Source organism: Anabaenopsis sp. NIES-4685 (assembly GCF_059725405.1).
This window is the reverse complement of record NZ_AP043602.1, coordinates 2,060,374-2,074,756: the sequence shown is the minus strand read 5'-3', so window position 1 is coordinate 2,074,756 and position 14,383 is coordinate 2,060,374. Positions and strand designations below refer to the sequence as shown.

The following is a 14,383-nucleotide window of genomic DNA, read 5'->3' as shown; positions in this document are numbered from 1 at the left end:
GCTTAGTTATATTTCATTTTCCGTTTCTAGGCGATCGCCTCGTTCTAGCTCCCAGAGAATTTGATTTCCTTCTCGTCTTACCCGTGACACAATCCAGTTGCGCCAGCGCCACTCGTCTCCTCGACTAGTGACGGCGCTGGCGTGGACATCCATCAAGTCTGCTAGTTCCGAACTGGTAATTAAATAGCCTTTTTCGGCAATTTCGTCAGCTATACGCAGAGTCTCGACCAAGTTTCTCAGTTGTTTGACCCTTGTTGTCGATAGTTGTTCTTCATTTGTGGCCGCATCTGTTACTGTGGATGGTTCCATGGCATTCATATCTGACATAAAAGTACTGTGTTCTTGTGTACTTTTGTGAACTATTCTAGATTTAGATTCATAACAGGCTACCTTTTCCCTGTCGCCTTCACCTAAAGAATGTAAAGATTTATAGGAATCAGTAGGAGATAGTTCTTGTAGAGATGGGATTTGACCGCTGGCAAATGAGCGAGCAATCACATCACAGCGCTCGTTACCTATGTTACCAGAATGCCCGCGCACGTGCTGCCAATTTATTTGTGGAGTATTCAGTTGATCGAGAATTTCTAATAGGTCTTGGTTCTGGACGGGTTTACCATCAGCCTTTTTCCAGCCTTTTTTTTCCATCCTGGTAACCACTTGGTGACACACTTAATCAGATATTCACTATCGGTATACAGGGTAATGGGTTCACCTTGTCGATATTCATGGAAGAATTTTAAAGCTGAGATCGCCGCTGTCATCTCCATCTTATTATTAGTCGTATAATTGACAGCATCACCCATTTCATGAACTGCGCCATCGGTAAAATAAGCTACTACACCCCAACCCCCAGGACCAGGGTTACCAGTGCAAGCGCCATCGGTGTATATAGTTTGAATTTTGCGTTGGTTGGACATAGTGCGGATTTGATAAAATATACAACCTTACTCCCAACCCCTCTCCTGAGCAAGGAGAAGGGAGAATTTGATACAGGTCAGAAGCGAGGTGAGGTGAGAAACCTTTTGTTGTATGTTACTTAATTTCCAGTCCCAGTACCTGAGATGAGGACAATTCCCCAAGTGATCTAAGATTGTTGGGTATTCTCTATTTTATTTTCTTCTTGCCAGCAGAACGATGATTGAAGTCGAACATCTGTGTAAAACTTACGGTTCTACCCCAGCTATTGATGATGTTACCTTTAGGGTTGAACCAGGGGAAATTTTAGGATTTTGGGCCCCAATGGTGCGGGTAAAACTACAACCATGCGGATTTTAGCGGGTTATTTACCAGCTACCAAGGGTAAAGCCGCAATTGCTGGCTTTGATGTTCATGAAAATTCCCTCGCAGTTCGTCAACGCATTGGTTATTTACCGGAAACACCACCGTTATATCCAGAAATGACCGTGGAGGGATTCTTAGATTTTGTCGCCAGAATTAAAGGTGTTCCCCGGGCGATCGCCCCCAGAAGGTGACAGCAGCGATTAAACGCTGTAACTTAGAAGATAAGCGCCAAGTAATTATCCGCAAACTATCTAAAGGATACCGCCAAAGAGTCGGCATTGCTCAAGCGATCGTCCACGACCCACCAGTAATTATTTTAGATGAACCCACTGTGGGACTTGACCCCCGACAAATTATTGAAGTCCGCAATTTAATTAAAAGTCTCGCTGGTACTCACACCATTATTCTGTCTACCCACATTTTGCCGGAGGTGAGTATGACTTGTAGCCGTGTCGCCATTATCAATGGGGGTAAAATTGTCGCCACCAACACACCAGAAAACCTGATGACCCAGTTATCAGGTGGGTCAGCATATGAAATAGAAATTGAGGGAGATGGTGATTTAGCAACACAAACTTTGCAAAATATCCCCGGTGTAAGTCTGGTAGAATCTGTTTCTAGTAATCATCCATGTGATGACAACCGCACCCACCTGCGGGTAATTTCCCAACCAGGAATGGAAGCGGGAAAAGATATTGCTGCAACATTGGTCACTGCGGGTTGGCGATTACATGAAATGCGACGTGTCAGCGCTACCCTAGAAGATGTATTTTTGCAATTGACTACAGCAGAAAAAAATCTAGATTCAGATTCACCAAACTAAGGAGCTTTAATGGGTATAGTGCTGAGTAATATTATTGCTATTTATCGCCGAGAGTTACAGAGTTATTTTATCTCTCCCTTTGCCTATGCGATCGCCAGTGTATTTTGGTTGATAGCTGGGTTATTCTTTGTGACAATTTTAGTAGGGCCTGATGGGATTTTACCAACTGTTGCCCAAATCGACCTCCAAGGACAACAGCTAAATATACCAATCCCACCTATAGATGTTCCCTATGAATTTATCCGTGCATTCCTGGATAGATTGGGGTGGCTACTGTTATTTATATTACCTATGTTTTCCATGGGATTGTATGGGTCAGAACGGAAGCTGGGTACTTTGGAACTGTTAGCCACCTCACCAGTGACTAACTGGGCGGTAGCAGTGGGTAAATTATTAGGTGTAGTCACATTTTTTACTACTCTGATTGTACCCTTATTCATCTTGCAGGCGATCGCCATCAGTGCATCTAACCCACCTATGTCGCCCACAATTACCTTACTAGGGAATTTGGGCTTAATTTTACTAGCTGCGGCAATATTATCATTAGGAATGTTTATTTCCTCCCTGACCGACAGCACTATTTTATCTGCTGTCCTCACCTTCGCGGTAATTTTATTATTATTGTTTGTTGATGTGATTGCTAAGGGGATGGGTGGAACTATGGGAGAAATAATAGGTCATTTCTCATTATTAAAACATTACAATACTCTGATTCAAGGTATTTTCGATAGCAGCGCCGTGATTTTATTCAGTAGTTATATATTCTTGGGTATATTTCTCACGGCCCAGTCAATTGATGCACTGCGTTTTGGGCGGCGGTAATTAGGGAACCAATGACTAATCAGTAATTACAAATGAAAATTATCAAAAAAAACCAACCGGTAAAATACTTATTTTTTTTAGGATTATTTTTACTTGCTGTCGGGTTAACATCTGGAATAGTGGCGGAAACCTGGGGAATCATCCCCCTGATATTCCTGATTGCAGGAACTATTACCCTTAGTTTGTGGATAGTATTGCAAAGTCAGCAATATCAATGGTGGAATAGTCGTTCCACCCAAGCAGGTGCTAATGCTGTGATTGTCATTGTAGCTGTATTCGCAATTGTGGGGTTACTTAACTTTTTGGGCACTCGTTATTACCTGCGTCAAGACTTAACAGAAACCCAATTATTTAGCCTAGCACCTCAATCTCAAGAATTAGTCAGGAGGTTAGAAAAACCAGTTAAAGTATGGGTATTTGATGTTAACAGAAATCCCCTAGACAAGGAACTACTAGAAAACTATGGGCGAGAAAGTTCCAAGTTTGAATTTGAGTATGTAGACCCCCAAGCTAGACCAACTCTAGCAAACAAATTTGGTGTTCAAGATTATGGGGAAGTGTACCTAGAATCGGGAGATAACCGCCAATTAGTCCAAAAACTAAATATCAATGAACGGTTGTCAGAAATTAGATTAACAAATCGTCTGCAACAAGTTAACAGTACAAGCACAACTCCAGTTTACTTTGTGCAAGGTCATGGCGAACATTCCTTAACATCAGGTCAAGGGGGAATTTCACAAGCCATTCAGGGATTAAGCAATATAAATTATAGTGGTTCACCACTGAATTTAGGAGAAAAATCTCAAGTTCCAAAAGATGTATCTGTTGTAGTCGTAGCTGGTGCTAAACGAGAATTATTTGATAGCGAGGTCAAGGCCTTACAAGATTATCTGAATGGTGGTGGAAATGTCCTATTAATGATTGACCCCAATACTAAGACTAATCTTGAGGGTTTACTTAAAGAATGGGGTGTTATTTTAGACAATCGTTTAGCTGTGGATGTTTCTGGATCTGCTGTAGGACTAGGCCCAGCTGTTCCGATTGTCACTGATTATGGACAACATCCTATTACGCAAGAGTTTGGTAATGGTATTTCCTTTTATCGATTAGCAAGACCTTTAGAAATTAACCCTGTAGCTGGAATTAAATCAACTATTTTACTACAAACTAAACCCTATCCTGACAGTTGGGCTGAAAGCGACCAGGAAAGCGAAAAATTAGAGTTTAACCCCGAAACAGATATCCCCGGACCTCTGACTTTAGGTGTGGCTTTGACTAAAACAATACCAACCACACCCACTGAAGGGGAAGAAAAACCCCCAGCACCGACGATGGAATCCCGGTTAGTAGTGATTGGAGATTCGGAATTTGCTACTGATGGCTTATTTGAACAGCAACTAAATGGAGATGTGTTTCTTAACTCGGTGACTTGGTTAAGTCAACAAGACCAACAACCCCTTTCTATTCGTCCCAAGGAACCCAGAAACCGCCGCATTAACTTGAGTGTCCTCCAAACCACTATGTTAGCACTTTCATCTTTATTACTATTACCATTATTGGGGTTGGTAACGGCGGTTATTATTTGGTGGAAGCGGAGATAATCAAGACATATGAAATTACCACGCACAACTTTAGTTTTAATGTTTCTGGCTCTGGGTTTGGGTGGTTTTGTCTATTTCTATGAAATCCAAGGTAGAACCCAGGGAGAACAATTACAGGCGCAAAAGCAGCAAATTTTTACCTTTACAGAAGATGATATAGAATCTTTGACCATTCAGAAACAAGATGTCACCGTCAGCTTAGAACGCCACACCCCATCAACACAACCGCAATGGTTGTTAACATCTCCCTCTACAGAACCAGCTAATGATGCGATCGTTGCTTACTTAACGAATTTATTAGTTAATGGTGAAAGCGATCGCACATTAGAAGTTACACCTAATGAATTAGAGGAATTTGGTTTTAGTCAACCCTTGGCCAGGATTAATATTAAGTTGAAAAACCAGAAGACACACCAACTAATTTTAGGTAACCCTGACTTTAACAGTCGTTTTTTATATGCTCAAACTGAGGAGAATCAAGAAGAAAATGGTAAGATAAATGTCATACTTGTGTCCACAGATTTTCAAAATGCTGTAAATCGGGAAGTTTCAGAATGGCAAGAACCAAAATATAATAGTGAGGGTCAAACAAACTCAGAAGATGAACTTATTAAAAATTAGGCGATCGCCACATTAAAACATAAAAAGCAGCGACAGAAAAATTAAACATCAACCTAGTACATGACCCAACCCACCGCCACTTTACTTATTTCCTGTCCTGACCAGAGAGGACTAGTTGCCAAATTTGCCAACTTTATCTATGCTAATGGTGGTAATATTATCCATGCAGACCAACATACGGACTTTTCGGCTGGATTATTTCTGACCCGGATAGAATGGCAGTTAGAGGGATTTAATTTACCACGAGAACTGATTGGCCCTGCATTTAATGCGATCGCTCAACCTTTAAATGCTAAATGGCAATTACATTTTTCTGATACTATACCACGTATTGCTATATGGGTGAGTCGGCAAGACCATTGTTTATTTGATTTAATTTGGCGACAAAGAGCTAAGGAGTTCGCTGCTGAGATTCCCTTAATTATTAGTAACCATGGTCAACTTAAGGAAGTAGCAGAGCAATTTGGTATTGATTTTTATCATATTCCTATTACTAAAGATAATAAGGCGGAACAGGAAGCCCAACAGCTAGAACTACTACAGAAATATAAGATTGATTTGGTAGTTTTAGCTAAATATATGCAGATTGTTAGTGCTGATTTTGTGGCTGGGTTTCCCCAAATTATCAATATTCATCATTCATTTTTACCGGTTTTTGTGGGTGCAAATCCCTATCACCGAGCTTTTGAACGTGGGGTAAAAATTATTGGTGCTACTGCTCACTATGCTACACCTGATTTAGATGCGGGTCCGATTATTGAGCAGGATGTGGTGCGAGTTAGTCACCGGGATGAGGTTGAGGATTTAATTAGGAAGGGTAAAGATTTAGAAAGGGTGGTTTTAGCTAGAGCGGTACGGTTACATCTGCAAAATCGGGTATTGGTCTATTCTAATAGGACGGTGGTATTTGAGTGATGATTATTGGTTGAGGGTTGAGGGTTGACTGGGATAGATTACCCAGCTATCCGCGAATTACTGTAATATTTATGCATTGAGGACTCTGGGTTATTTCGCTGGTGGTGCGATCGCTGGTGAAACCGCAGCAGTCTAGAGCACCGGGAGCCTGGGGTTAGAAACCCCTGTCTAATAGCTAAAGTCGGATAAATCCGACTGGGTATTAATTATCACATTAATAATAAAAGTAAGGGCGATCGCCCCTCAAACCATAGGTATTAATCCTCACATTAATAACCACAACTAACGGCGATCGACTTGATTGGATATTAAGATGATTTATCTTGTCAAATATCTGCCCTAGGATAGATGACAAAATTACCTCAATAGTATCATTGATATTTAAATATAGCATTTCCCATGCTCGTGAGGTACATTTTTTTTAGTTTGAGGGAACACCGGAACACCGGAATTGGGAATTGGGAATTGGGAATTGGGAATTGGTGTGTACTTCATGAGACTGAAAAAGGCTTTATAAAAAATTAATTACATTATTTAAAATTAAATTAATTATGGTATTTTTTGTACTATGAAGCGTAATTAAGCCAGTTCAAAACCTGAATTTTTACACCCCCGCCATTCCCCATGCTATCTACTACCCATAACACCCTTACCCCCGTGGCTATTGTATTTATTGATTCCACTGTATCCGACTATCAAACCCTCGCTGCGGGTGTTATACCAGGTATAACCACTGTTATCCTCAATCCTGATGAGGATGGTATAACTCAAATTACAAGATTTTTAGCACAGCATCCCCACTGTGACACTCTCCACATCATTTCTCACGGTGCGCCGGGATGTCTATATTTAGGTAATAGTCAAGTTAACTTAAAGAATCTTAACGTATACCAACCACAGTTAGGGCAGTGGTCAAGTCGCCATATCTGTCTCTATGGGTGTGAAGTGGCTGCGGGGGATGCAGGGGCGGAATTTATCCAGAAGTTACAGCAGCTAACCCAAAGTGTTATTAGTGCTTCCACTAGTAAAACCGGTCATCCTACCCTGGGGGGTAATTGGGATTTGGAGCTAGGTGATGGATTGGTGTCAGTACCTTTGAGTGTTGCGACATTGAAGAATTATATGGGGGTATTGGCTCCTACCTTAGTAGGGAAATGGGATTGGTTGAGCTATGCCCGTGCTGTTACAGTGGTAGGTGACTATGCTTACGCAGTGGGAGATACTTTAGAAATCATCGATATCAGTGACCCAGCCAGCCCCACCCGCAGGGGCGGTTACAATACGTCTGGCGATGCTTGGGGTGTAGAAGTAGTGGGGGACTACGCCTATGTGGCTGATTTGGATGCAGGATTGCAAATCATCGATATCAGGAACCCAGCCAGCCCCACCCTCACTAGCGTTTACAATACCTCTGGCTTGGCTTATGGTGTAGAAGTAGTGGGGGACTACGCCTATGTGGCTGATGGTAGTGCAGGATTGCAAATCATCAATATCAGTAACCCAGCTAACCCCACCCCCACCGGCGTTTACAATACCTCTGGCTTGGCTAGATCTGTACAAGTAGTGGGGGACTACGCCTATGTGGCTGATTTGGATGCAGGATTGCAAATCATCGATATCAGTGACCCCGCTAACCCCACCCTCACCGGCGGTTACAATACCTCTGGCTTTGCTAGAGCTGTACAAGTAGTGGGGGACTACGCCTATGTGGCTGATGGTAGTGCAGGATTGCAAATCATCGATATCAGCTTCCCCGCAGTCCCCACCCGCACGGGCGTTTACGATACCTCTGGCTTGGCTTATGGTGTAGAAGTAGTGGGGGACTACGCCTATGTGGCTGATGGTAGTGCAGGATTGCAAATCATCGATATCAGGAACTCCGCTAACCCCACCCGCACGGGGGTTTACGATACCTCTGGCTTGGCTTTGGGTGTACAAGTAGTGGGGGACTACGCCTATGTGGCTGATGAGGGTACAGGATTGCAAATCATCAATATCAGCAACCCCGAATTCTCCACCCTCACTCGCGTTTACGATACCTCTGGCTTGGCTTATGGTGTAGAAGTAGTGGGGATATACGCCTATTTGGCTGATTTGGATGCAGGATTGCAAATCATCGATATCAGTGACCCAGCCAACCCCACCCGCACGGGGGTTTACGATACCTCTGGCTCTGCTTTGGGTGTACAAGTAGTGGGGAACTATGCCTATGTGGCTGATGGTAGTACAGGATTGCAAATCATCGATATCAGCAACCCCGCTAACCCCACCCGCACGGGGGTTTACGATACCTCTGGCTCTGCTTTGGGTGTACAAGTAGTGGGGGACTACGCCTATGTGGCTGATGGTAGTACAGGATTGCAAATCATCGATATCAGTGACCCAGCTAACCCCACCCGCACGGGGGTTTACGATACCTCTGGCTCTGCTTTGGGTGTACAAGTAGTGGGGGACTACGCCTATGTGGCTGATGGTAGTACAGGATTGCAAATCATCGATATCAGGAACCCAGCTAACCCCACCCGCACGGGGGTTTACGATACCTCTGGCTCTGCTTTGGGTGTACAAGTAGTGGGGGACTACGCCTATGTGGCTGATGAGGGTGCAGGATTGCAAATCATCGATATCAGGAACCCAGCTAACCCCACCCTCACGGGGGTTTACAATACCTCTGGCTCTGCTTTGGGTGTAGAAGTAGTGGGGGACTACGCCTATGTGGCTGATGGTAGTGCAGGATTGCAAATCATCGATATCAGGAACCCAGCTAACCCCACCCGCACGGGGGTTTACAATACCTCTGGCTCTGCTTTGGGTGTACAAGTAGTGGGGAACTATGCTTATGTGGCTGATGGTAGTGCAGGATTGCAAATCATCGATGTGAGTGAGTTTACTACTGAACCATCTATAGGGATAATAGCGCCCACCAACGCCATACAATCAGAAGGTAACGAAGGTACTACCCCCTTCAGCTTCACAGTTACTCGCACAGGGGACACCACACGTACAAGCACAGCTAACTGGGCGGTTACAGGTACAGGAACCAACCCCGCTAACGCCGCTGACTTTGCAGGTGGAGTATTCCCCTTAGGTACAGTCACTTTTGCAGCAACGGAAACATCCCAAGTAATTACAGTGAATGTACAAGGTGATACGGTGGTAGAACCGGATGAAACGTTTGCCGTTACCTTATCTAACCCCAGTAACGCCACTATTACCACTGCTGCTGCTACCGCGACAATTCAAAATGATGACTTAATAAATCCCCCTCAACTGGCGATCGCTCCTGAAAGTAGCAATGTTACACCAGGAGGGGGAGAGATCACGTTAAACTATCGTGTGGATAACTTTAACGATTCTCAGATATCCTTTGCAGGATTTTCAATTTACTTTGATAGTTCTGAACTGAATATTAACACTGGGGATGTTAATTTGTCCAGTTCGGCAGGGACTGTAGTCGGCAAAATTATTCTTGATGACGCAACAGATGCTGATAATGACCCCAACAGTGATAAAGAATTGATTCTAACTATCAGCTCGCTTCAATCCACTGACAGTGATAACCTGTTTCTGAATATTCCTTTTACCACCACAGCGGGGTTTGATGGAGAAAGTACAGTTAACTTTGCTGCTAGCAGTGGTAACCCCAATGTGGATGTATTGGGAGTACCTTCTGTCATAGTCAGTGGACTGTCCGCCGATATTGATGGTAACGGTAGGGTGACTGGTGCTGATTTATTCTTTATTAGCCAATATCTGCTGTTACGGAATAATCCTAATGTGGATGCGATTCTGCAAAGCTCTTTTAATCTCTTTAGCAGTGAAACCGTGGGAGCTACAAACACTACAGGTGCTGCTTTGAAGAGTGCGATTACTAATGGGGTCAACAGGTTAGCCTTTGACGTTGATAATAATGGTCAAGTGACTGGGGGGGATATTTTCTTAATGACCCAAGGTTTATTACTGAGGAATAACCCTAACGTCAATGCGATTTTACAAAGTTCCTTTAATCTGTTTACCACTGAACTCACAGGACCGAGAAACACAGGAGCGGAAATTAATGCTTTTATTTCCGGGGTACTGGGGTAAATAAGTAACTGTTGAGGGTTGACTGTTGAGGGTTGACTGTTGAGGGTTGAGGGTTGAGGGTTGAGGGTTTTAATCTGGGGAAGGGGATTGATTAATTTGAAAGCATTGTTTGAGAGTATTGTTACTATTTATACTATTTGTTTTAATCTGGGGAAGGCGATGATTAGTTTGATAGTATAAATATTTACAGTAAATAACGCGGGTTTGAACAGGTTTTAATGGTGGGAATTGGTGTGAAAATGAGGGGAAAATATATCACGGTGAAGGTGAAAATGGGGAATTTTAATTTTGCGAGGGGGATGATTAATTTGAAGGCAGAATGTTAAGTAGGCGCATACTTGCACTGTTTTTGTTTTAATTCGGCGAAGGGGATGATTATTTTAAAGGTATAAATATTTACTGAAAATAAGTCCGGTTTGAACAGGTTTTAATCGCGGAAATTAGTGTGAAAATAAAGTGAAAATATATCAGAATGAAGGTGAAAAGGAAGAATTTTAACTCATTTTAATTCTCTGAAGGGGGTTGATTAATTTGACAGCTATATTTACAAATATTAATGTTAAGATTTGTTAAGTTTGAATGCGGCGAAGGGGATTGATTAATTTAAAAATTATGTTTACAAATATTAATATATTGATTAATTTGACAGTTATATTTACAAAAATTAATGTTAAGATTTGTTAAGTTTGAATGCGGCGGATTTATTGTAAATGTACAAAATAACATTAAGTTTCAATCCTGAATTTAGCTGATGAAATTAAACAGGAGTATCAAAAAATCTGGGAAAAATTATCAGCACCCCGGCGGGTTTTTTGAATTTCTCTAGCTAGAAAAGGTATTTCCTCTATATTCAAGATTTTGTTGACGGTTGACGGGTCAGGCTTTTTAAGAGCTACGACAACCGGGAGTCGGGGGTTAGAAACCCCTGTCTGATAGCTAAAGTCGGATAAATCCGACTGGGTGTTAAATTATTTCGCCGGTACTAGGTTCAATATTTATGATATCTGGGTAAATTTCCTGTGTGTTACGCGATCTGTTTGCAGCCGCGCTTGGCGAACTGCTTGCTGCAGCGCTTGGGTTATCGCATTTGGTCAAGATAATCAAATACATGATTTTCGAGTCGCACAGATCCCCGACTTGTGGACAGGTTATATGAGATTATGGGAATTATCTAAGAAGTTGGGGAGCTTACTACGCTAGTTAACCGGTTTTTAATTTCTTGTGCTAAGTTATCTAGGGTGACTTCGACTTGTTCGCCGGATTTTAAATCTTTGAGAGATGACTTTTGGGCTTTAGCTTCCTCGGAGCCAATGATTACACAAAATTGAATTCTTTGTTTATCAGCAAGTTGGAATTGTTTACCTAAAGGGCGCTGCTCAAAATTAGTTACTACATTAATTCCTGCGCGGCGCAGGTTTTGAGATACATTTAAATAAGTAGGCATTAAGTCTGCTTGCATATTTACGACCATCACTTGGGCTGGTGTGGGAGATAAAGTATTGAGAATACCAGCTTTAAGTAAGCGACTAATTAAACGAGTTAAGCCGATAGAAATACCCACACCGGGCATTTTTTCGCCTAAAAAAGTTCCCACTAATTCCTCATATCTACCGCCTGAGCAAATACTACCTAAAGCTTCATGACCTAACAAAGTTGTTTCGTAAACGGTTCCGGTATAATAATCAAGACCACGTGCAATAGATAAGTCAATACAAAACCGATTTTCTGAGACTCCTAAATTACGCACACCTGCAATGACAGTTGCTAACTCCGTCACTCCCAAATTAAATACCTGGGCTTCTGGGAGATTTTCGGCCAGATGCTTGAGCTTATCTAAAACCTGATCAACGGAACCATGAATATTAATAAAATCAATAATTTTTTGTGTATGTTCGGTATTAATGCCTTCTGCTGCCAAAGCTTGCTTAACTTTAGGTTGACCAATTTTTTCTAGATTGTCAATTATACTAATACAGGATTTAATTTTATTTTCAGGAATACCCACAGATTGAAAAAAGCCTGTAAGCACCTTGCGATTATTGATGCGAATCAGAAAATCACCAATATTAATTTTTTCAAAGATTTCGCTAATAATTGCGGGCATTTGAGCATCATAGAGTAAGCTGAGTTCACGACGAGCCACTACATCAATATCACACTGGCGGAACTGACGAAAGCGCCCATCTTTGGCGCGTTCACCCCGAAAGACTACATCCATTTGGTAACGTGCAAAAGGAAAAGTTAATTCATTGAGGTGACGCGCAATGTAAGCAGCTAGGGGTACAGTTTGGTCAAATTTTAAAGCTCTAGCTTCTGAACCTGTTTCCCCGGATTTTTCCTTTTGAGCTTGCAGATTTGGTGGTAATATAGGGTCAATGCCATAGATAATATTATCTCCTTGATTGCCCTTGGCTTGTAAAACTTCTAAACGTTCGACTGCGGGGGTTTCAATGGGAGTAAAGCCATAACTTTCAAATACGCGGCGAATGTGGTCTAACAAATATAATTCCAAGCGTTTTTCGCTGGGAAGAAATTCGGGGAATCCGCTGGGGGTAGAAAAGTTAATTTTGTCACTTTTGGCCATATTTACACCTTGTTAAATATCAGATTGGGAAATTAAGAAATTAAATTATAACGCTTCTGAGATCAATAAAATGCAGAGCCATTGTGGATTAGTGTAAATCGCCCAAACTGTGATCAAACCACCAAGGGTCGGGACTGGAGTTAGTTTTGATCAAAAATGCTTTTTTTCTGAGGAAGCGTTGAATTAACCCTCGTCCCAGGGGTGAACCTCCCAGACCGGAGAATTTAAAAGAATTTTTTTCTCCCTCAGACACAATAGCAGTCAAAGCAGCATCATTAATACTAATAGCACCAGCATCAAGTCTCCCCACGGCTAAAGCTTCCTCCTGGGAGAGTGCAAACACGGCTGCGCTTTGTCCATATATAGAATCATTTGCTAAGTATACCGCTTCCTCAAGGGTGGTAAATGGCATTACTGGCATAATGGGGCCAAAAGTTGGATCTGTCATGAGCTTCATAGAATGGTTGACTTGAGTAATCACGGTGGGACGACACCACCAACCCCCGCCTAATTGTTCTACCTTACCGCCACAATGTATTAATGCTCCCTTTTCTATTGCATCTATTAGATGGTGGTTGATAATTGCGGCTTGTTTTTCGGTGATGATAGGGCCAATTTCTCCACTGTCAAGGTGGGGATAGGCTAAGTGTAAAGTAATAGCTTTTGCTATGAGTTGATGATAAAACTTTTCAAATATTGATTGGGCTACATAAATTCTTTGAATGGAAACAAATGACTGTCCAGCGTTGAATACTGAACCCCACAAAATAGCACGGGTGGCTAATTCCAGATTGGCTGATTCTAAAACAATGGCTGGGTCTTTTCCCCCTAATTCTAAATAGGCGGGAATGAGGCGTTGAGCTGCGGCCTGAGCTACTTTTCTCCCTGTGGTTAGACTCCCGGAAAAGCAAACTAAATCTACGTTGTCTATGAGGTTAGCGCCTGTTTCTCCTCCTCCTTCGACAAAACTTAACACATCACGCAAGTCTGGTACAGTCTTGAGAGCTGTAATCAGGGGGGCGACGAAGCGGGGTGAAATCTCGCTAGGTTTGACAATGACGGCACAACCTGCTATTAATGCGGGAATGGTGTTGATTGTAGATAGCAATAGGGGTAGGTTCCAGGTGCTAATTACCCCCACTAAGGGGTAAGGTACTGATGTTTGTTCTAGGGCGATAAATGGGATGGTTGTATTTTTAGCCCAGTCTCGTAGTAGTTCTGGGCTTAACTCACACCAACGGTCAATATTATCTAGGAAAGTGTTTATTTCTAATATTGAGGTGGACAGTCTCCCGGTATCAGTTACTAAAGCCTGTGTCAGCTGTTCCTGACCAGAGACTATTGCTTGTTTCCATGTCTGTAAGGCCTCAATTCTGGCTTCTAAACCGATGTGATACCAGCGAGTTTGCGCTCTGCGAGCGCGCTGGCACTGGTGTGATAATAATCTAGGAGATGGGGGGAGAATTACATAGTCATATTTGCCATTTCGAGGGTTACGGACTTCGATGGGTTTATTCATTAGTATAATTTTTAAGTTTAAATTAAGTAGCGATCGCCAAGGTTACCTCTCATATGTGTTACTTAGAGGATGTTTGATAAGTTTTCAACAGGTAATTTTTATCTTAGGGAACAGGGAACAGGGAACAGGGA

Annotated in this window: 8 protein-coding genes and 2 pseudogenes; 6 read left to right on the top strand and 4 right to left on the bottom strand. The window is 42.3% G+C overall.

The features are described from left to right. Positions 1-6: 6 nt before the first annotated feature. Positions 7-917 (bottom strand): annotated as a pseudogene (locus tag AC6IZ0_RS09160) (ribonuclease H family protein). Positions 918-1,134: 217 nt separating this feature from the next. On the opposite strand from AC6IZ0_RS09160, the pseudogene AC6IZ0_RS09155 reads away from it, so the two are divergent. The 5 genes and pseudogenes from AC6IZ0_RS09155 (at position 1,135) to purU (ending at position 6,063) form a co-directional block, all read left to right on the top strand. Further along, positions 1,135-2,104, top strand: a pseudogene (locus tag AC6IZ0_RS09155) (ABC transporter ATP-binding protein). 9 nt (positions 2,105-2,113) lie between these two features. Beyond that, entirely contained in the window at positions 2,114-2,926 is an 813-nt protein-coding gene (locus AC6IZ0_RS09150) for an ABC transporter permease (RefSeq protein ID WP_497725858.1), read from the top strand. Positions 2,927-2,958: 32 nt separating this feature from the next. Next, the gene (locus AC6IZ0_RS09145) at positions 2,959-4,527 is read left to right on the top strand and encodes a GldG family protein (protein WP_497725857.1); all 1,569 of its coding nucleotides are present in this window, start codon (positions 2,959-2,961) and stop codon (positions 4,525-4,527) included. A gap of 9 nt (positions 4,528-4,536) precedes the next feature. Then, positions 4,537-5,148, top strand: coding sequence for a DUF4340 domain-containing protein (locus AC6IZ0_RS09140; RefSeq protein WP_497725856.1), 612 nt, complete (start codon positions 4,537-4,539; stop codon positions 5,146-5,148). 60 nt (positions 5,149-5,208) lie between these two features. Beyond that, complete coding sequence (gene purU / locus AC6IZ0_RS09135; RefSeq protein ID WP_497725855.1) at positions 5,209-6,063, top strand: formyltetrahydrofolate deformylase; 855 nt, start codon at positions 5,209-5,211, stop codon at positions 6,061-6,063. Between the two features lie 214 nt (positions 6,064-6,277). Here the strand turns inward: purU and AC6IZ0_RS09130 are convergent, their stop codons facing one another. After that, on the bottom strand, positions 6,278-6,457 hold the full coding sequence (locus tag AC6IZ0_RS09130; protein ID WP_497725854.1) for a hypothetical protein: 180 nt from the start codon (positions 6,455-6,457) through the stop codon (positions 6,278-6,280). Positions 6,458-6,687: 230 nt separating this feature from the next. Here AC6IZ0_RS09130 and AC6IZ0_RS09125 point away from each other — a divergent pair, with 230 nt between their 5' ends. Beyond that, positions 6,688-10,149, top strand: coding sequence for a DUF4347 domain-containing protein (locus tag AC6IZ0_RS09125; protein WP_497725853.1), 3,462 nt, complete (start codon positions 6,688-6,690; stop codon positions 10,147-10,149). A 1,171-nt stretch (positions 10,150-11,320) separates the two neighbouring features. On the opposite strand, the gene hisS is transcribed toward AC6IZ0_RS09125, so the two are convergent. Continuing rightward, complete coding sequence (hisS, locus tag AC6IZ0_RS09120; protein WP_271732261.1) at positions 11,321-12,733, bottom strand: histidine--tRNA ligase; 1,413 nt, start codon at positions 12,731-12,733, stop codon at positions 11,321-11,323. Positions 12,734-12,821: 88 nt separating this feature from the next. Next, positions 12,822-14,252 carry an aldehyde dehydrogenase family protein gene (locus AC6IZ0_RS09115; protein WP_497725852.1) on the bottom strand — a complete coding sequence of 477 codons (1,431 nt, stop codon included), beginning with the start codon at positions 14,250-14,252 and terminating at the stop codon, positions 12,822-12,824. Positions 14,253-14,383 lie beyond the last annotated feature (131 nt).

Coding starts and splice junctions, on each gene's coding strand:
- AC6IZ0_RS09150 (WP_497725858.1), top strand. CDS start 2,114: ATGGGTATAGTGCTGAGTAATATTATTGCTATTTATCGCCGAGAGTTA.
- AC6IZ0_RS09145 (WP_497725857.1), top strand. CDS start 2,959: ATGAAAATTATCAAAAAAAACCAACCGGTAAAATACTTATTTTTTTTA.
- AC6IZ0_RS09140 (WP_497725856.1), top strand. CDS start 4,537: ATGAAATTACCACGCACAACTTTAGTTTTAATGTTTCTGGCTCTGGGT.
- purU (WP_497725855.1), top strand. CDS start 5,209: ATGACCCAACCCACCGCCACTTTACTTATTTCCTGTCCTGACCAGAGA.
- AC6IZ0_RS09130 (WP_497725854.1), bottom strand. CDS start 6,457: ATGCTATATTTAAATATCAATGATACTATTGAGGTAATTTTGTCATCT.
- AC6IZ0_RS09125 (WP_497725853.1), top strand. CDS start 6,688: ATGCTATCTACTACCCATAACACCCTTACCCCCGTGGCTATTGTATTT.
- hisS (WP_271732261.1), bottom strand. CDS start 12,733: ATGGCCAAAAGTGACAAAATTAACTTTTCTACCCCCAGCGGATTCCCC.
- AC6IZ0_RS09115 (WP_497725852.1), bottom strand. CDS start 14,252: ATGAATAAACCCATCGAAGTCCGTAACCCTCGAAATGGCAAATATGAC.